Raw genomic sequence first — 19,390 nt, 5'->3', positions numbered from 1 at the left:
TCCGATCAGTCCGGTTGTGATTGCAAATCCGAAAAATAAAATGAAAACTATTTCCACGATACAGAAAAAAGGAATCTGCGATGGCTACTCCCGTTCCCGCTAAGCGCGGCAGAAAACCCGCGACGCCCGCCGCCCCCCAGGCTGGCGGCCAGGTTCAGTCGCTCACCCGTGGATTAAAATTGCTTGAATGGATTGCTGAGTCTCACAGCAGCGTGGCGCTGACTGAACTGGCCCAGCAGGCCGGGCTGCCCAACTCCACCACCCATCGTCTGCTGACGACCATGCAGCAGCTGGGCTTTGTCCGCCAGGTGGGTGAGCTGGGCCACTGGTCCGTGGGCGCACATGCCTTTGTGGTCGGCAGCAGCTTCCTGCAAAGCCGCAACCTGCTGGCAATCGTCCACCCGATCCTGCGCCAGCTGATGGAAGACTCCGGTGAAACCGTCAATCTGGCGGTGCTGGATCAAAGCGATCACCAGGCGATTATTATTGATCAGGTGCAGTGTACGCAGCTGATGCGCATGTCGGCGCCGATTGGCGGCAAGCTCCCGATGCACGCCTCCGGCGCGGGTAAAGCATTCCTGTCACAGCTCAGCGAAGAGCAGGTCACCGGTCTGCTGCATCGCAAAGGGCTACATGCTTATACTCACGCCACGCTGGTCTCCCCGGTCCATCTGAAAGAGGATTTAGCCCAGACGCGCAAGCGCGGCTACTCATTTGATGATGAAGAACATGCCCTCGGTTTACGCTGCGTCGCCTCATGTATTTATGACGAACACCGCGAACCGTTTGCCGCTATCTCTATTTCCGGGCCGATTTCCCGGATGACCGACGATCGCGTCACCGAACTGGGGGCGCTGGTGATTAAAGCGGCGAAAGAAGTGACGCTGGCCTACGGCGGGATGCGATAAATGAGCGATCTGAAGTCATACTGGCAGGATAAATACCCTTCTGCTTTCTGCTGGTCTTTCGGCGATTCACCTGAGCTGGCCGACGAACTGGCGGCCCTGGTCGTCGCGGGGAAAAAGCGAGGCACCTGCAGCTCGCTTTTCAGCTATCAGCAAGAGCAGCCGCCCGTGACGCCAGGGGCATACCACATTGTGCTGGATGGCAAAGGAAAAGCGGTATGTGTGATACGTACCCTGGCGCTCAGGCTCATCCGTTTTAACGAAATGAGCCCGGAGCTCGCCGCGCTGGAAGGCGAAGGCGATTTGAGCCTGGCTTACTGGCAATCGGCACATCGGGCCTTCTTTGAACGAGAGGGCAGCTGGGCGCCGGATATGGAGCTGGTGTACGAAGAGTTTGCCGTGATCGAGGCGGCCTGAACAGCACGCCTACCCCGCCTGCTGCAACGCGCCGTAGCGCACGCAAAAACGCTGACGGCGCCGGTAGGCATAGACATCCTCTACATGGCCGTGACGAATGCGCGTCTGCAGCTCTCGCCAGTAGTCTGCCCGCAGCAGATCGGCATGCATCTCTTCAAGCAGCGGCCCGATACCCGGATCAGCGCACAGCCAGTGGCGAAACTCTTCCGGGAAGACATCTCCCGGCGACACGCTGTACCACGGTTCGCTCGCCAGCTCATCTTCCGGATAGCGCGGCGGCGGAATGTCGCGGAAATTTACTTCGGTCATGTAGCAAATTTCATCGTAATCATAGAACACCACCCGGCCATGGCGGGTCACGCCGAAATTTTTAAACAGCATATCGCCGGGGAAAATATTGGCGGCGGCAAGCTGGCGAATCGCGTTGCCATACTCCTCCACCGCATCGCGCAGCGCCTGGCCACTCACCTGCTCCAGCCAGATATTCAGCGGGACCATCCGGCGTTCGATATAGAGATGGCTGATGACAATGCGATCGCCTAGATCGGTGATTTTTGCGCCGGCTTCCGTCTGCAGTAATGCCATCAGCGCCGGGGCAATCTGCCGTTTTTCCAGCACGAAGTTTTCAAACTCCTGGGTATCGGCCATTCTCCCGACGCGGTCATGTTCTTTTACCAGCTGATAGCAGGCACGGACGTGGGCCGCGGTCATCTCCTTTTGCGGCGCAAAGCGGTCTTTGATCACCTTAAATACCCGGTCAAATCCCGGCAGAGTAAAGACCAGCATCACCATGCCGCGGATGCCCGGCGCCTCAATAAACTGCTCATCGCTGCGGGCAATATAGTGCAGGTATTCGCGATAGCTTTCCGTCTTCGCATGCTTCTGACAGCCAATCGCCATATACAGTTCGGCGGTAGTTTTACCCGGCAGAATGTCGCGCAGCCATTCCACCAGCGCACCGGGCAGCGGCGCGTAGACCATAAAATAAGAACGGGCGAAGCCAAACACGATGCTGGCTTCGGCGTGAGTCGTCAGACAGGTATCAATAAACAGTTCGCCCTCCTCGCTGCGATGGACAGGCAGCAAAAACGGCAGGGTTGCCACCGGCGTAACCAGCTTACCCACCAGCCAGGCGGCTTTATTGCGGTAAAAGAGTTCGTTCGCGATCTGCAAGTGGGAGCGGGATAACATCTCGCTTCCCAGCGCCTCCTGCAGACTGGCGCTAATGTAGCCGATGTCGCGCGCCTTGTTTTGCCACGGCAGACGCAGGGGTAAGTCGGTGAGAACCTTGCTTAACAGCGTCTCCCAGCCGCGATCGGGAAAGAAGTTTTTCGCCAGCGGTCGTGGCAGGGAACGAAAGCTGCGCTCCGGCTGAGAACTGAAAATAAAAAGCCGCTCGGGTGTCAGCGAGCGGTGGTCAAACAACCGGCAATAGACAGAATTAAAAAAGCTCTCCGCAATCTCAAAGCGAGGGTAATCCGGCAGCAGGTGCGTGTACTGCTCTTTCACCCGCAGTAAAAAATCCACGTCGGTGCTTTTACCTTCGGTAATACAGCGCAGCTGTTCCACCACCAGCCCGACGTGATGATCATAAAGGTGAATTCGCTGCTTCATGGCCTGCTGAACCGCATGCCAGTCGGCATGTTCAAACCGCTGCTGCGCGCCTGAAGTCACTTCCAGAAAACGCCCGTACTGCGCGTCGAAACCCTGTAAAATCGTTTGTGCAATCAATAATTCCAGGCCACGCGTCATCGCTTTTCCCCATCCGGCATCCGCTCATGCCGGATGGCGCGTTCGCTTATCCGGCCTACCGCTTTCGTAGGCCCGGTAAGCGCAGCGCCACCGGGCAGCAATCAGAACTGCTCTTCTTCCGTTGAACCGGTCAACGCCGTTACCGAGGAAGCCCCGCCCTGGATAATAGTGGTCACTTTATCAAAGTAGCCGGTGCCCACTTCCTGCTGATGAGAGACAAAGGTGTAGCCATCTTTAGCCGCGGCAAACTCTGGCTGCTGCACTTTCTCAACGTAGTGCTTCATGCCTTCGCCCTGCGCATAGGCATGGGCCAGGTCGAACATGTTGAACCACATGCTGTGGATCCCCGCCAGCGTGATGAACTGGTATTTGTAACCCATATCAGACAGCGACTGCTGGAAGTGAGCGATGGTGTTGTCATCAAGATTTTTCTTCCAGTTGAACGACGGCGAACAGTTGTAGGCCAGCAGCTTGCCCGGGAAACGCGCGTGAATCGCCTCGGCAAATCGGCGCGCCTGCTCCAGATCGGGTTTCGAAGTTTCACACCACACCAGGTCCGCGTACGGCGCATAGGCCAGACCGCGACTGATTGCTTGTTCGATACCGGCATGAGTACGGAAAAATCCTTCGCTGGTGCGTTCGCCGGTGACAAACTCGCGATCGTACGGATCGCAATCAGACGTAATCAGATCGGCAGCATCGGCATCCGTTCGCGCAATCACCAGCGTCGGTACGCCCGTCACGTCCGCGGCCAGACGCGCCGCGACCAGTTTCTGAATGGCTTCCTGCGTCGGCACCAGCACTTTGCCGCCCATATGGCCGCACTTCTTCACCGAAGCCAGCTGATCTTCAAAATGAACGGCCGCTGCACCGGCCTCAATCATCGATTTCATCAGCTCGAACGCGTTAAGCACACCGCCAAAACCCGCTTCGGCATCCGCCACGATCGGCAGAAAATAGTCGGTATAGCGCGGATCGCCCGGTTCAATCCCCGCCGACCACTGGATCTGATCCGCGCGACGGAAGGTGTTGTTGATCCGATCGACCACCGCAGGTACCGAGTTTGCAGGATACAGCGATTGATCCGGGTACATGCTGGAGGCGAGGTTGGCGTCCGCCGCCACCTGCCAGCCGGAGAGATAAATCGCCTCAATCCCGGCTTTCGCCTGCTGCAATGCCTGCCCGCCGGTCAGCGCGCCGAGGCTGTTGATGTAGCCTTTTTTCGCTTCGCCATGCAGCAGCCGCCACATTTTGGCCGCGCCAAGCTGCGCCAGCGTGCATTCCGGATTGACTGAGCCACGCAATTTCACCACGTCCTCAGCGCTATAGGGGCGGGTAATGCCTTCCCAACGCGGTTGTGTCCACTCTTTGTTTAATTCTTCGATTTGTTGGGTACGGGTTTTCATGTGCAGATGCTCCATTATTTTCTCCTGGCTTCCCAGGCGTTATCGGTGAAAGCAGTTTGGCCGCGGCCAAAAAGACAAACCAAGTTGCCCGCTGGTTACGCCAGCAGGCGGTAGCCCGGCAGCGTCAGGAAGTCGATTAACTCCTCTGAGGTGGTAATCTGTTCCATCAGGCGTGCGGCATCGTCAAAACGTCCGCTGCTGTAGCGGTGTTCGCCGAGCTCCTCCTGAATGACCATCAGCTCTTCCGCTAACCACTGACGAAACAGCGTCTTGGTGACCGGCGTGCCGTCACTGAGGGTTTTCTGATGGTGAATCCATTGCCAGATGGAGGTCCGCGAAATTTCGGCGGTCGCCGCATCTTCCATCAGACCGTAAATCGGGACGCAGCCATTACCGGAGATCCAGGCTTCGATATACTGCACCGCAACACGAATATTGGCGCGCATCCCCGCCTCCGTACGTTCGCCCTCACAGGGCGCCAGCAGCTGGTCGGCGGTTATCGGAGCATCGTCTTCCCGGCTGACGAACAGCTGGTTAGGGCGTTCGCCCAGGACCTGGTTGAAGACGGCCATGGCGGTATCCGCCAGCCCCGGATGCGCGATCCAGGTGCCGTCGTGGCCATTTTTCGCTTCCAGCTCTTTATCTGCGGTAACTTTGGCGAGGACCTGGCGGTTACGGTCGGCATCTTTGCTGGGGATAAACGCCGCCATTCCCCCCATCGCGAACGCGCCGCGTTTATGGCAGGTCTTAATCAACAGACGCGAATAGGCGCTGAGGAACGGCTTATCCATCGTGACAACCTGACGGTCGGGTAAGACGCGGTCGCCATGATTTTTTAATGTTTTGATATAGCTGAAAATGTAATCCCAGCGTCCGCAGTTCAGACCGACGATATGGTCCCGCAGCGCATGCAGAATCTCATCCATCTGGAACACCGCTGGCAGGGTTTCAATTAACAGCGTGGCCTTAATCGTGCCGCGCGGCAGTCCAAACCGGTCTTCGGTATAGCTAAAGACATCGCCCCACCATGCCGCTTCCTGCCAGGCCTGGGTTTTCGGCAGGTAGAAGTAAGGACCGCTGCCTTTTGCCAGCAGGTTTTTGTAGTTGTGAAAAAAATAGAGCGCGAAATCAAACAGGCTGCCGGGAATCGACTCGCCGCGCCACGTCACATGCTTTTCCGGCAGATGCAGGCCGCGCACGCGGCATACCAGTACCGCGGGATTGGGCTTCAGCTGGTAAATCTTGCCGGATTCATTGGTGTAGCTGATGGTGCCATTCACCGCATCGCGCAGATTAATCTGGCCATCAATGACTTTGTTCCAGTCCGGGGCCAGCGAGTCCTCAAAATCTGCCATAAAGACTTTCACATTGGCGTTGAGGGCGTTAATCACCATTTTGCGCTCTACCGGTCCGGTGATTTCCACCCGACGATCCTGTAAATCGGCGGGAATACCGCGAATCGTCCAGTCATCATTTCTAATGGAATCCGTTTCCGAAATAAAATCAGGCAGTCTTCCTGCGTCAATCGCCTGCTGTTGCTGAATACGTGCCGCCAGTAGTTTATTGCGCTCAGGCGTAAAGCGGCTCACCAGTTCCGTCAGAAACTCTACCGCCTCAGGCGTTAAAATCTGCTTTTCCTGCTCGCCATAAGGCCGGCTGAAGGCCAGTTCGTCAGTTATTGTCGCCTGTTGCGTCATTTTGTAGCTCCTATTGGTTGATCCAGTTGGCGCGAGTGAACGATCGTTGTCTGGTTTTCGCTCAACACAATTAAGACTACTCAATAAAATTACAAAATCAAAAACAATTTCCATTTTTAATTTAATATACAATCAACATATTGATAACATTGAAGTTAAAGTTATTCTTTATCGTGAGTTGAATTTCGGAAACAAAAAAGGCACCCGAAGGTGCCAGAGGCAAAATGCTGAAACGCTTTAGGATCGCGTTATCTGGAGGATTAATCCAAAGTCGGATTCATATTCCGCAGATCGTATGGAGTGATCTGGTAGACGTAATAGTTAAGCCAGTTTGCAAACAGCAGATTTCCATGGCTGCGCCAGGTGGCCCGCGGTTTGTTTTGCGGATCGTTTTGCGGAAAATAATTATACGGAATGTCCGGACTCAGGCCGGCTTCCACATCGCGGAAAAATTCGCTGGCCAGGGTGTGGGCGTCGTATTCCGGGTGGCCGGTCACAAAGGCGATTCGCTTATCTTTGCTGGCAAACAGGTAGGCATCACCCTCTTCCGTTTCTGCCAGGATCTCTAAATCGGTATAGTCGCGAATCAGCGCCGCCGGGAAATCCGCATAGCGAGAGTGCGGGGCGAGGAAAGAGTCATCAAAACCGCGGGTCAGCAGCGCGTGAGGATGCAGAATATGATGCTCATAGACGCCGGAAATTTTTTCTGCGCGGGTCTGCTTAGGAATGCCGTACAGAATATTGAGTGCGGCCTGTACCGCCCAACAGACAAAAAGCGTAGAGGTGACGTGATCTTTCGCCCACTCCAGCACCTGCTTGATCTGCGGCCAGTAGGCAACATCGTTAAATTCAACCAGCCCCAGCGGGGCGCCGGTGACGATCAGGCCGTCAAAGTTCTGGTCGCAAATATCGTCGAAGTTACAGTAGAAGTTATTCAGGTGTTCACTTGGCGTATTGCGGGATTCACGCGCATCGATACGTAGAAGCTGGATATCAAGCTGCAGCGGAGAGTTCGAAAGCAGGCGCAGGAACTGATTCTCCGTCTCGATTTTTTTCGGCATCAGGTTAAGGATAAGTACCTTCAGCGGACGAATTTCCTGAGTTGTTGCACGCGTAGTGGTCATCACAAAGACGTTCTCACTACGCAAGAAATTGACGGCTGGTAGCTCGTCCTGCACCCGAATCGGCATAACTTGATTACCTCATAGCATACGTATAAACGTTTAGACATCCAGACAGCTAACAATAACCAGGAATAATGAAAATGTCGAGTCTGCAAGCGGAAGGTGAGAAAGTTTCAACCATCTCCAGGATAGAATACAGCGGTTAATCGCAAGGAAATATCATGAATATAGTGATTCGACGTTCGCGCAGTGATGAGAGCGAACAACTGATTGAAATCTGGCGTCGTTCCGTCGATGCAACGCATCACTTTCTTTCAGCGCAGGACCGAAGGGAAATTGAGCGGCAGGTGTGCGCATTTTTTCCTCAGGCGCCGCTATGGGTTGCGGTCACGAATGAGGACAAGCCCTGCGCATTGATGCTGCTGTCTGAACGGCATCTGGAAGCCCTTTTTGTTGATCCTGACTTTCGCGGTATGGGCGTGGGTCGCCAGTTAGTCATGTATGCTCTGGAATTGATCCCCCGACTCACAACCGATGTGAATGAGCAGAACGCGCAGGCGGTAGGGTTTTACGCGAATATGGGGTTTGTGGTTAGCGGGCGATCCGCTCATGATGACCATGGCCGCCCCTACCCGCTGCTGCATTTGCGTTATGACGCGCGTTGAAACGCAAAAAGCCCGTCGGTGAGGACGGGCTTCTTACTGAACTGATGGCTGGCCGCGGTGCATGCGTCGTCGTATCACTGATGCTCCCCCCTCCGGGGCCGGCCTCCGGCGGTTCAACAGCGTTGCCGGCGATGTTGTCCTGCTCCCGGTGAGCGTTTCCCGACAAACAACAGATAAAACAAAAGGCCCAGTCTTTCGACTGAGCCTTTCGCTTTTATTTAATGCCTGGCAGTTCCCTACTCTCACATGGGGAGACCCCACACTACCATCGGCGCTACGGCGTTTCACTTCTGAGTTCGGCATGGGGTCAGGTGGGACCACCGCGCTATCGCCGCCAGGCAAATTCTGTTATCACCCCGCATTTCTGCGCAGCGACATAATCTGTATCAGGCTGAAAATCTTCTCTCTTCGCCAAAACAGCTTCGGCGTTGTAAGGTTAAGCCTCACGGTTCATTAGTATCGGTTAGCTCAACGTATCGCTACGCTTACACACCCGACCTATCAACGTCGTCGTCTTCAACGTTCCTTCAGGACTCTCAAGGAGTCAGGGAGAACTCATCTCGGGGCAAGTTTCGTGCTTAGATGCTTTCAGCACTTATCTTTTCCGCATTTAGCTACCGGGCAATGCCATTGGCATGACAACCCGAACACCAGTGATGCGTCCACTCCGGTCCTCTCGTACTAGGAGCAGCCCCCCTCAATTCTCCAGCGCCCACGGCAGATAGGGACCGAACTGTCTCACGACGTTCTAAACCCAGCTCGCGTACCACTTTAAATGGCGAACAGCCATACCCTTGGGACCTACTTCAGCCCCAGGATGTGATGAGCCGACATCGAGGTGCCAAACACCGCCGTCGATATGAACTCTTGGGCGGTATCAGCCTGTTATCCCCGGAGTACCTTTTATCCGTTGAGCGATGGCCCTTCCATTCAGAACCACCGGATCACTATGACCTGCTTTCGCACCTGCTCGCGCCGTCACGCTCGCAGTCAAGCTAGCTTATGCCATTGCACTAACCTCCTGATGTCCGACCAGGATTAGCTAACCTTCGTGCTCCTCCGTTACTCTTTGGGAGGAGACCGCCCCAGTCAAACTACCCACCAGACACTGTCCGCAACCCGGATCACGGGTCTACGTTAGAACATCAAACATTAAAGGGTGGTATTTCAAGGTTGGCTCCACGCAGACTGGCGTCCACGCTTCAAAGCCTCCCACCTATCCTACACATCAAGGCTCAATGTTCAGTGTCAAGCTATAGTAAAGGTTCACGGGGTCTTTCCGTCTTGCCGCGGGTACACTGCATCTTCACAGCGAGTTCAATTTCACTGAGTCTCGGGTGGAGACAGCCTGGCCATCATTACGCCATTCGTGCAGGTCGGAACTTACCCGACAAGGAATTTCGCTACCTTAGGACCGTTATAGTTACGGCCGCCGTTTACCGGGGCTTCGATCAAGAGCTTCTCCTTACGGATAACCCCATCAATTAACCTTCCGGCACCGGGCAGGCGTCACACCGTATACGTCCACTTTCGTGTTTGCACAGTGCTGTGTTTTTAATAAACAGTTGCAGCCAGCTGGTATCTTCGACTGATTTCGGCTCCATGAGCAAGTCACTTCACCTACCATCAGCGTGCCTTCTCCCGAAGTTACGGCACCATTTTGCCTAGTTCCTTCACCCGAGTTCTCTCAAGCGCCTTGGTATTCTCTACCTGACCACCTGTGTCGGTTTGGGGTACGATTCGTTGTTACCTGATGCTTAGAGGCTTTTCCTGGAAGCAGGGCATTTGTTACTTCAGCACCGTAGTGCCTCGTCATCACACCTCAGCGTTAAAAGAAGTCCGGATTTACCTAAACTTCCCGCCTACATGCTTAAACCGGGACAACCGTCGCCCGGCTAACATAGCCTTCTCCGTCCCCCCTTCGCAGTAACACCGAGTACAGGAATATTAACCTGTTTCCCATCGACTACGCCTTTCGGCCTCGCCTTAGGGGTCGACTCACCCTGCCCCGATTAACGTTGGACAGGAACCCTTGGTCTTCCGGCGAGCGGGCTTTTCACCCGCTTTATCGTTACTTATGTCAGCATTCGCACTTCTGATACCTCCAGCAACCCTCACAGGCCACCTTCAACGGCTTACAGAACGCTCCCCTACCCAACAACACATAATGTCGCTGCCGCAGCTTCGGTGCATGGTTTAGCCCCGTTACATCTTCCGCGCAGGCCGACTCGACCAGTGAGCTATTACGCTTTCTTTAAATGATGGCTGCTTCTAAGCCAACATCCTGGCTGTCTGTGCCTTCCCACATCGTTTCCCACTTAACCATGACTTTGGGACCTTAGCTGGCGGTCTGGGTTGTTTCCCTCTTCACGACGGACGTTAGCACCCGCCGTGTGTCTCCCGTGATAACATTCTTCGGTATTCGTAGTTTGCATCGGGTTGGTAAGTCGGGATGACCCCCTAGCCGAAACAGTGCTCTACCCCCGAAGATGAATTCACGAGGCGCTACCTAAATAGCTTTCGGGGAGAACCAGCTATCTCCCGGTTTGATTGGCCTTTCACCCCCAGCCACAAGTCATCCGCTAATTTTTCAACATTAGTCGGTTCGGTCCTCCAGTTAGTGTTACCCAACCTTCAACCTGCCCATGGCTAGATCACCGGGTTTCGGGTCTATACCCTGCAACTTAACGCCCAGTTAAGACTCGGTTTCCCTGCGGCTCCCCTATACGGTTAACCTTGCTACAGAATATAAGTCGCTGACCCATTATACAAAAGGTACGCAGTCACCCCATAAAGAGGCTCCCACTGCTTGTACGTACACGGTTTCAGGTTCTTTTTCACTCCCCTCGCCGGGGTTCTTTTCGCCTTTCCCTCACGGTACTGGTTCACTATCGGTCAGTCAGGAGTATTTAGCCTTGGAGGATGGTCCCCCCATATTCAGACAGGATACCACGTGTCCCGCCCTACTCTTCGAGTTCACAACGTGTGCATTTTAGTGTACGGGGCTATCACCCTGTACCGCCGGACTTTCCAGACCGTTCCACTAACACACGCGCTGATTCAGACTCTGGGCTCCTCCCCGTTCGCTCGCCGCTACTGGGGGAATCTCGGTTGATTTCTTTTCCTCGGGGTACTTAGATGTTTCAGTTCCCCCGGTTCGCTTCGTTAAGCTATGTATTCACTTAACGATAGTGTGTCGAAACACACTGGGTTTCCCCATTCGGAAATCGCCGGTTATAACGGTTCATATCACCTTACCGACGCTTATCGCAGATTAGCACGTCCTTCATCGCCTCTGACTGCCAGGGCATCCACCGTGTACGCTTAGTCGCTTAACCTCACAACCCGAAACTGTTTCGTAAAACAGTCGCGTTGCGAAAATTTGAGAGACTCGAACACACCATTTTTCCTTTCTTGTTTACGGAGAAAGGAAACAGTGTGTCGTTTCAATTTTCAGCTTGATCCAGATTTTTAAAGAGCAAATATCTCAAACGTGATTCCTGAGAATCAGTTTTGAGATATTAAGGCCGGTGACTTTCACTCACAAACCAGCAAGTGGCGTCCCCTAGGGGATTCGAACCCCTGTTACCGCCGTGAAAGGGCGGTGTCCTGGGCCTCTAGACGAAGGGGACACTGAAGTCTCAATCGCAAGACGCCTTGCTATTTACTTTTCATCAGACAATCTGTGTGGACACTACAAAGGCAGGTTCTTTCAGGTAAGGAGGTGATCCAACCGCAGGTTCCCCTACGGTTACCTTGTTACGACTTCACCCCAGTCATGAATCACAAAGTGGTAAGCGCCCTCCCGAAGGTTAAGCTACCTACTTCTTTTGCAACCCACTCCCATGGTGTGACGGGCGGTGTGTACAAGGCCCGGGAACGTATTCACCGTAGCATTCTGATCTACGATTACTAGCGATTCCGACTTCATGGAGTCGAGTTGCAGACTCCAATCCGGACTACGACATACTTTATGAGGTCCGCTTGCTCTCGCGAGGTCGCTTCTCTTTGTATATGCCATTGTAGCACGTGTGTAGCCCTACTCGTAAGGGCCATGATGACTTGACGTCATCCCCACCTTCCTCCAGTTTATCACTGGCAGTCTCCTTTGAGTTCCCGGCCGAACCGCTGGCAACAAAGGATAAGGGTTGCGCTCGTTGCGGGACTTAACCCAACATTTCACAACACGAGCTGACGACAGCCATGCAGCACCTGTCTCAGAGTTCCCGAAGGCACCAAAGCATCTCTGCTAAGTTCTCTGGATGTCAAGAGTAGGTAAGGTTCTTCGCGTTGCATCGAATTAAACCACATGCTCCACCGCTTGTGCGGGCCCCGTCAATTCATTTGAGTTTTAACCTTGCGGCCGTACTCCCCAGGCGGTCGACTTAACGCGTTAGCTCCGGAAGCCACTCCTCAAGGGAACAACCTCCAAGTCGACATCGTTTACAGCGTGGACTACCAGGGTATCTAATCCTGTTTGCTCCCCACGCTTTCGCACCTGAGCGTCAGTCTTTGTCCAGGGGGCCGCCTTCGCCACCGGTATTCCTCCAGATCTCTACGCATTTCACCGCTACACCTGGAATTCTACCCCCCTCTACAAGACTCAAGCTTGCCAGTTTCAAATGCAGTTCCCAGGTTGAGCCCGGGGATTTCACATCTGACTTAACAAACCGCCTGCGTGCGCTTTACGCCCAGTAATTCCGATTAACGCTTGCACCCTCCGTATTACCGCGGCTGCTGGCACGGAGTTAGCCGGTGCTTCTTCTGCGAGTAACGTCAATCACTAAGGTTATTAACCTTAATGCCTTCCTCCTCGCTGAAAGTACTTTACAACCCGAAGGCCTTCTTCATACACGCGGCATGGCTGCATCAGGCTTGCGCCCATTGTGCAATATTCCCCACTGCTGCCTCCCGTAGGAGTCTGGACCGTGTCTCAGTTCCAGTGTGGCTGGTCATCCTCTCAGACCAGCTAGGGATCGTCGCCTAGGTGAGCCATTACCCCACCTACTAGCTAATCCCATCTGGGCACATCTGATGGCATGAGGCCCGAAGGTCCCCCACTTTGGTCTTGCGACGTTATGCGGTATTAGCTACCGTTTCCAGTAGTTATCCCCCTCCATCAGGCAGTTTCCCAGACATTACTCACCCGTCCGCCGCTCGTCACCCGAGAGCAAGCTCTCTGTGCTACCGCTCGACTTGCATGTGTTAGGCCTGCCGCCAGCGTTCAATCTGAGCCATGATCAAACTCTTCAATTTAAGTTTGATGCTCGTGAATTAAACTTCGTAATGAATTACGTGTTCACTCAGAGACTTGGTATTCATTTTTCGTCCGAGGACGTTAAGAATCCATGTCACTTTGAGTGCCCACACAGATTGTCTGATAAATTGTTAAAGAGCAGTGCGACGGCGCTGAGCGCTCTGTCGCGAGGTGGCGTATATTACGCTTTCCTCTTTCAGAGTCAACCCTGAATTTCAGAAGTTTTCTCTTTCAACCCGGCGGCTTGTTTGCCGTTGTTCCGTGTCGATGGAGGCGCATTATAGGGAGTTCTCGAGCGCCCGCAATAGAAAAATTGCAGAAAAATGACTGACTGCTGCATTCCCCAGCAAAACCCCGCTTTATACCCTGTTACACACAGAATTATCCACAGACCACGCCTGTTCTTAGCTGATAAAGGCCGTCAAAAGCCCCTTCTATATAGAGAAGAGATCGGCAAAAAGAGAAAGATAAAAATTCGCGAGCGTTGCGCAAACGTTTTCGTTACAATGCCGCGCTATGACAAGGATGCCCGGTTGGGTGCGTTAGGTGAGTTTTTAGACAAAAACTCACCTAACGCTCTCTGTAATGTTCAAATCCTGGGGATTTAATACCATGCAACAACGTCGTCCAGTCCGCCGCGCTCTGCTCAGTGTTTCTGACAAGGCCGGTATCGTCGAATTCGCGCAGGCTCTTTCCGCTCGTGGTGTTGAGCTACTGTCTACGGGTGGTACCGCACGCCTGCTGGCTGAGAAAGGTCTGCCGGTAACCGAAGTCTCTGACTACACCGGTTTCCCGGAAATGATGGATGGACGCGTTAAGACCCTGCATCCAAAAGTACACGGCGGCATTCTCGGCCGTCGCGGCCAGGATGACGAGATCATGGCCCAGCACGCGATCTCTCCTATCGATATGGTTGTTGTTAACCTTTATCCGTTTGCCCAGACCGTCGCCCGCGAAGGGTGCTCGCTGGAAGATGCGGTGGAGAATATCGATATCGGCGGCCCGACCATGGTGCGCTCCGCAGCCAAGAACCATAAAGACGTGGCTATCGTCGTGAAGAGCCATGACTACCACGCCATTATTAAAGAGATGGATGCGAACGACGGTTCCCTGACTCTGGAAACCCGCTTCGATCTCGCCATTAAAGCTTTTGAGCACACCGCTGCCTACGACAGCATGATTGCCAACTACTTCGGCAGCATGGTTCCGGCCTATCATGGTGAGACTCAGGAAGCCTCCGGCCGCTTCCCGCGTACGCTGAACCTGAACTTCATTAAGAAGCAGGATATGCGCTACGGCGAGAACAGCCATCAGCAGGCTGCCTTCTATATAGAAGAAGACATTAAAGAAGCGTCGGTGGCGACCGCCACTCAGGTTCAAGGCAAAGCCCTTTCTTATAACAACATCGCGGATACCGATGCGGCGCTGGAGTGCGTGAAAGAGTTCAGCGAACCGGCCTGCGTGATTGTTAAACACGCCAACCCGTGCGGCGTTGCGGTCAGCGACTCAATTCTGGATGCTTACGATCGCGCCTACAAAACCGACCCGACCTCCGCATTCGGCGGCATTATCGCCTTCAACCGCGAACTGGATGCGGAAACCGCACAGGCCATCATTTCTCGCCAGTTTGTTGAAGTGATCATTGCGCCATCCGCCAGCGAAGAGGCCCTGAAGATTACTGCGGCCAAGCAGAACGTCCGCGTTCTGACCTGCGGCGAGTGGGCGGCACGCGTTCCGGGGCTCGATTTCAAACGCGTTAACGGCGGCCTGCTGGTTCAGGATCGCGACCTGGGCATGGTCACCGGGGGCGATCTGCGCGTGGTGACGAAACGCCAGCCTACCGAGCAGGAACTGCGTGACGCGCTGTTCTGCTGGAAAGTGGCGAAGTTCGTGAAATCCAACGCCATTGTCTATGCAAAAGAGAACATGACCATCGGGATAGGTGCAGGCCAGATGAGCCGCGTTTACTCGGCGAAAATTGCCGGTATCAAAGCGGGCGATGAAGGTCTGGAAGTGAAAGGCTCGGCAATGGCTTCTGACGCCTTCTTCCCGTTCCGTGACGGTATCGACGCTGCTGCTGCAGTGGGCATTACCTGTGTTATCCAGCCTGGCGGCTCTATCCGTGACGACGAAGTCATTGCCGCAGCTGACGAACACGGCATTGCGATGATCTTCACCGACATGCGTCACTTCCGCCATTAATTCACGGAGCAGAACATGAAAGTATTAGTGATTGGCAACGGCGGCCGCGAGCACGCGCTGGGATGGAAAGCGGCACAGTCTCCGCTGGTTGATACCGTCTACGTGGCGCCGGGTAACGCCGGCACAGCCCTGGAACCTGCGCTGCAAAACGTCAATATCGGCGTGACCGATATTCCGGCGCTGCTGGACTTTGCCCAGCGCGAGAAGATCGATCTGACCATCGTCGGCCCGGAAGCGCCGCTGGTGATTGGCATTGTCGATGCGTTCCGCGCTGCGGGCCTGAAAATCTTCGGCCCGACCGAAGGCGCCGCCCAGCTGGAAGGCTCAAAAGCCTTTACCAAAGATTTCCTCGCGCGGCATAACATTCCGACCGCGGAATATCAGAACTTTACCGAAGTCGAACCTGCACTGGCCTATCTGCGCGAAAAAGGCGCCCCGATTGTTATCAAGGCGGACGGTCTGGCGGCCGGTAAAGGCGTGATTGTCGCGATGACGCTGCAAGAAGCGGAAGAGGCGGTTCAGGATATGCTGGCCGGCAACGCCTTTGGCGACGCGGGCCATCGGATCGTGATTGAAGAGTTCCTCGATGGTGAAGAGGCCAGCTTTATCGTCATGGTCGACGGCGAGCACGTTCTGCCGATGGCCACCAGCCAGGACCACAAACGCGTAGGCAATGGCGATACCGGACCGAACACCGGTGGTATGGGCGCCTATTCACCCGCCCCGGTGGTCACGGATGAGGTGCATCAGCGCACCATGGATCGCATCATTTGGCCAACGGTCAAAGGCATGGCGGCGGAAGGCAATACCTATACCGGCTTCCTGTACGCCGGTCTGATGATCGACAAACAGGGCAATCCAAAAGTCATCGAGTTCAACTGTCGTTTCGGCGATCCGGAAACGCAGCCCATTATGCTGCGTATGAAATCCGACATGGTGGAGCTGTGCCTCGCCGCCTGTGACGGTAAGCTGGATGAGAAAACCTCCGAGTGGGACGATCGCGCCTCGCTGGGCATCGTGGTTGCCGCAGGCGGCTATCCGGGCAGCTACGCCACCGGCGACGAAATCTTCGGCCTGCCGCAGGAAGAAGCGGTGGATGGCAAGGTCTTCCATGCCGGGACGAAGCTTGCCGACGACCAGCGCGTGGTGACTAACGGCGGCCGCGTACTGTGCGTGACGGCGTTGGGCGACACCGTAGCCCAGGCGCAGCAGCGCGCCTACGAACTCCTGACCGGTATTCATTGGGAAGGAAGCTTCAGCCGTAGCGATATTGGCTGGCGCGCTATTGCCCGCGAGCAACGCTAGCGCCTGAGCGAGACCTCATAACAGGCCTCATTGACGGGCGGCTTCATTCTGGAGTCGCCCGTTTTTTATTGTCAGCCCGCCATCCTGTCGCGGAGGATATGCGGCTACGCGCCTCAGAGAAGCGTATGGTGGAAAAGGACAGAGGGAATGGTAACCGCGCTGATAGCGCGAAGCGGCTCTGACCGGAGGTCAGAAGTTTTTTTCCTGCGGCTGCCAGGTACAGAAGTCTTCATTGGCCACCAGCAAAAGCTGAGCGCCGTCTGAGGCTTCCAGCCACGCCACGCTCACCTCAACGGAGGAGTGATTCTGGCGGCGTTCAATATGGGCTAAGGCCCGGGCATCCAGATCCGGCTTCACGGTTTGCCCTTCACAGGTCGTCACCGTCTGGTTGGCATGCCAGCGCCCCTGACGCAGAACAACGCGTCCTTGCCGCAATGCATCGCTGGTCTGGCGAATTTGCGTTGCCCGGTAGCGGTAAAGCGCCACCTGATCGCTGGAAAGCTGCTGCTTTTGTCCGTCCACTTCGCGCTGCATAAAGCTCAGCTCGCCCTGGTCATCAAAACGGGCGCGAATGTGTTCCGTCGGTTTGCCGTAGACGTTGAGCTCGATAAGCGTGAGTCGGTCACCCTGCCAGCGGTATTCGCTGGTTGAAGTATTGCCGTGACGCCACGGGCTAAAGGCAGCAAGCAGATGTACTTCGCCGTTGGAGTCCAGACGCCAGATACGCATCGCGCCCTGGTTGTCCGCATACCCGCTGGCGGTAAAAGGCGGGACAGAAGAATCATGGCTACAGGCAGAGATCAGCACGACGCCTGCCAGCATCAATACGCGACGCCAGATAGACAAAAGGGGCTTTAAGGCCCCTTCGTTAAAACTGTACACTGCCACGCGGTCTTACTTAACTGCGTCTTTCAGTGCTTTACCAGAAACAAACGCCGGCACGTTAGCAGCGGCAATTTTGATTTCGTTACCGGTCTGCGGGTTGCGGCCAGTACGCTCAGCGCGGTGGTTCACTTTGAAGGTACCGAAACCAACCAGTTGAACAGCATCACCTTCTTTCAGAGACTCAGTAATTGCAGCCAGGGTAGATTCCAGGGCAGCTTTTGCCTGTGCTTTGGACAGGTCAGCTTTGTCCGCAATTACATCAATCAGTTGAGTCTTGTTCATAAGTTATCCTTACAATGTGTTTATCGCTTGCTAAGCACCGAGTGCGACGGAAATGCCTGAAAAGCACTCTCCTGCATACACGCACCGATAGCCACTTTTTTTCGCCCTCCAAATGTAGACCAGACGGGGGGCGGAATGGAAGCCTTCAGACGCTACAATTCAGGCGGTAAATCACGTTTTCTGGTCTCACTGCTGAAAATTTATACCAATATTGCTCTCGCCGGCTTCACGAAGGTCTGCGCGCAGCCCTTTGATCAGTTCAATATCGCGTTCTTCACACTCGGCCAGCAGACGGAAAATTTCCCACTGAATATCCCATTCTTGCTCAACCGCCGGGTTCTCTTTGAGCTCTTCGTCGGTCATTTCACGACCTGCCTGGGTCATTTCCAGCATCGCGACGGTCGTAATCGAACTCTTGCTCACCTCAATGGCATGCTCAAGCGTTTCTCCGCTCAGACGCGAATGAATCAGTTCACTCAGAGCAACACAGGCATCGATAGCCGGGTACACGCCGTACAGATCATAGTCGTCGGCAACCGGAATCGCCTCTTCCAGTTTTTCCAGCTGGCTATCGAAATTCACCTTCGCATCTTTGACGGTCAGGGTTTCCCAAATCAGATCGAGGATACGACGATACAGCTGGCCATCGGCAAATCCGGTTTGCTGGCAGAACATTGCGTAATTGGGGTACATGCGCTCGCACAAACAGGCCATAAAGGTGACGTGCTGCCAACTTTCCAGCTTCTCCAGGCGCAGATGAATCGGGTTTTGTAACATGATGAATTCTCGAAGTCAGAAATTAGCCGCAGTGTACCTGAATCAGCGCTGATTTGCTTGCCAACGCACAAATGCCGGACGCCGCGAGGCAACCGCATCGGCCCAGCGCGTAGGCTCCGGCAGGCGGTAGCCCTTGATGCAGCGCTGAACCCATGTCAGCGCACTATCGAGAGCCACCCGGTGACCGGTGCTGACAAACAGCGGGTTGCAACGCGCTTTGCTGCGCCAGACCCACGCCAGCTGTTCGTTTTTATCCATCAGCGGCGCCAGTGCCCCCGGTTCATCGCCGGGAAGCGTAAAGCGCCCGCACAGGCGCTTTTTCGCCACCCCAATGGTCGGGACATCCACCAGCAGGCCAAAATGGCTGGCGACGCCCAGGCGCCGGGGATGAGAAATCCCGTGGCCGTCGACAAATAAGAGATCGGGTTTTTGGGAAAGCTGTTCCCACGCCGCCAGCAGCGCGGGCGTTTCACGAAAGGAGAGAAAACCGGGGATATACGGCATGGTGGTGGCCACTCGCGCCACCTGATACTCAACCAGTTCCAGAGATGGATAAGCGAGCAGCACAATAGCCGCCCGCGTCACTTCACCTTCTTGCTCGAAGCCAACGTCCGCACCGCCGATCAGCCGCGGAGGCTCCCGATCCAGTCGATCCTCACGAATGACCGACGCGGCCAGCTCCTGCTGCCGTTCGCGTAGCGACGCCAGATCCATAT

General features: G+C 54.8%; 13 protein-coding genes, 1 tRNA gene and 3 rRNA genes. 5 read left to right on the top strand and 12 right to left on the bottom strand.

Annotated features, from left to right (window positions below; genetic code table 11):
* Positions 1-80 precede the first annotated feature (80 nt).
* Positions 81-908 (top strand): glyoxylate bypass operon transcriptional repressor IclR, encoded by an 828-nt coding sequence (gene iclR, locus MC50_RS09830; protein WP_032689970.1) that lies wholly within the window; start codon positions 81-83, stop codon positions 906-908.
* 9 nt (positions 909-917) lie between these two features.
* The gene (locus MC50_RS09825; protein ID WP_102047559.1) at positions 918-1,322 is read left to right on the top strand and encodes an ASCH domain-containing protein; all 405 of its coding nucleotides are present in this window, start codon (positions 918-920) and stop codon (positions 1,320-1,322) included.
* 9 nt (positions 1,323-1,331) lie between these two features.
* Here the strand turns inward: MC50_RS09825 and aceK are convergent, their stop codons facing one another.
* From aceK to metA, 4 genes are all read right to left on the bottom strand, one after another.
* Positions 1,332-3,074: a bifunctional isocitrate dehydrogenase kinase/phosphatase gene (gene aceK, locus MC50_RS09820; protein WP_047663748.1), complete on the bottom strand. Its 1,743-nt coding sequence runs from the start codon at positions 3,072-3,074 to the stop codon at positions 1,332-1,334.
* Positions 3,075-3,175: 101 nt separating this feature from the next.
* The gene (gene aceA, locus MC50_RS09815; RefSeq protein ID WP_032689983.1) at positions 3,176-4,480 is read right to left on the bottom strand and encodes an isocitrate lyase; all 1,305 of its coding nucleotides are present in this window, start codon (positions 4,478-4,480) and stop codon (positions 3,176-3,178) included.
* Between the two features lie 95 nt (positions 4,481-4,575).
* Positions 4,576-6,177 carry a malate synthase A gene (gene aceB / locus MC50_RS09810; protein ID WP_047663746.1) on the bottom strand — a complete coding sequence of 534 codons (1,602 nt, stop codon included), beginning with the start codon at positions 6,175-6,177 and terminating at the stop codon, positions 4,576-4,578.
* A gap of 260 nt (positions 6,178-6,437) precedes the next feature.
* Positions 6,438-7,367 (bottom strand): homoserine O-acetyltransferase MetA, encoded by a 930-nt coding sequence (gene metA / locus MC50_RS09805; protein WP_032689974.1) that lies wholly within the window; start codon positions 7,365-7,367, stop codon positions 6,438-6,440.
* A gap of 155 nt (positions 7,368-7,522) precedes the next feature.
* Here metA and MC50_RS09800 point away from each other — a divergent pair, with 155 nt between their 5' ends.
* Positions 7,523-7,966 (top strand): acetyltransferase, encoded by a 444-nt coding sequence (locus MC50_RS09800; RefSeq protein WP_032698403.1) that lies wholly within the window; start codon positions 7,523-7,525, stop codon positions 7,964-7,966.
* Positions 7,967-8,189: 223 nt separating this feature from the next.
* Here the strand turns inward: MC50_RS09800 and rrf are convergent.
* From rrf to MC50_RS09780, 4 genes are all read right to left on the bottom strand, one after another.
* Positions 8,190-8,305, bottom strand: a 5S ribosomal RNA gene (rrf, locus tag MC50_RS09795).
* Positions 8,306-8,398: 93 nt separating this feature from the next.
* Positions 8,399-11,304, bottom strand: a 23S ribosomal RNA gene (locus tag MC50_RS09790).
* Positions 11,305-11,522: 218 nt separating this feature from the next.
* Positions 11,523-11,598 (bottom strand) — tRNA-Glu (locus MC50_RS09785).
* 85 nt (positions 11,599-11,683) lie between these two features.
* Positions 11,684-13,222: ribosomal RNA gene (locus MC50_RS09780) — 16S ribosomal RNA — on the bottom strand.
* Together the 16S, 23S and 5S rRNA genes with 1 tRNA gene alongside form the textbook arrangement of a ribosomal RNA operon.
* 613 nt (positions 13,223-13,835) lie before the next feature.
* Here MC50_RS09780 and purH point away from each other — a divergent pair.
* Both purH and purD read left to right on the top strand, forming a co-directional pair.
* Positions 13,836-15,425, top strand: coding sequence for a bifunctional phosphoribosylaminoimidazolecarboxamide formyltransferase/IMP cyclohydrolase (gene purH, locus MC50_RS09770; RefSeq protein WP_047663743.1), 1,590 nt, complete (start codon positions 13,836-13,838; stop codon positions 15,423-15,425).
* Positions 15,426-15,440: 15 nt separating this feature from the next.
* Entirely contained in the window at positions 15,441-16,730 is a 1,290-nt protein-coding gene (gene purD, locus MC50_RS09765) for a phosphoribosylamine--glycine ligase (RefSeq protein WP_032695569.1), read from the top strand.
* A 189-nt stretch (positions 16,731-16,919) separates the two neighbouring features.
* Here the strand turns inward: purD and MC50_RS09760 are convergent, their stop codons facing one another.
* From MC50_RS09760 to nfi, 4 genes are all read right to left on the bottom strand, one after another.
* A complete protein-coding gene (locus MC50_RS09760) occupies positions 16,920-17,612 on the bottom strand; it encodes a DUF1481 domain-containing protein (RefSeq protein WP_047663742.1) in 693 nt (230 codons plus the stop codon).
* A gap of 12 nt (positions 17,613-17,624) precedes the next feature.
* Complete coding sequence (gene hupA, locus MC50_RS09755) at positions 17,625-17,897, bottom strand: nucleoid-associated protein HU-alpha (RefSeq protein ID WP_004097675.1); 273 nt, start codon at positions 17,895-17,897, stop codon at positions 17,625-17,627.
* A 186-nt stretch (positions 17,898-18,083) separates the two neighbouring features.
* Positions 18,084-18,674 (bottom strand): YjaG family protein, encoded by a 591-nt coding sequence (locus tag MC50_RS09750; RefSeq protein ID WP_032689989.1) that lies wholly within the window; start codon positions 18,672-18,674, stop codon positions 18,084-18,086.
* A gap of 42 nt (positions 18,675-18,716) precedes the next feature.
* Positions 18,717-19,388 carry a deoxyribonuclease V gene (nfi, locus tag MC50_RS09745; protein WP_032695570.1) on the bottom strand — a complete coding sequence of 224 codons (672 nt, stop codon included), beginning with the start codon at positions 19,386-19,388 and terminating at the stop codon, positions 18,717-18,719.
* Between the last annotated feature and the right edge of the window lie 2 nt (positions 19,389-19,390).

Source organism: Klebsiella planticola, from assembly GCF_000783935.2.
Classification (GTDB): domain Bacteria; phylum Pseudomonadota; class Gammaproteobacteria; order Enterobacterales; family Enterobacteriaceae; genus Klebsiella; species Klebsiella planticola.
The sequence above is the reverse complement of the archived record's forward strand: the minus strand, read 5'-3'. Positions and strand labels throughout refer to the sequence as shown.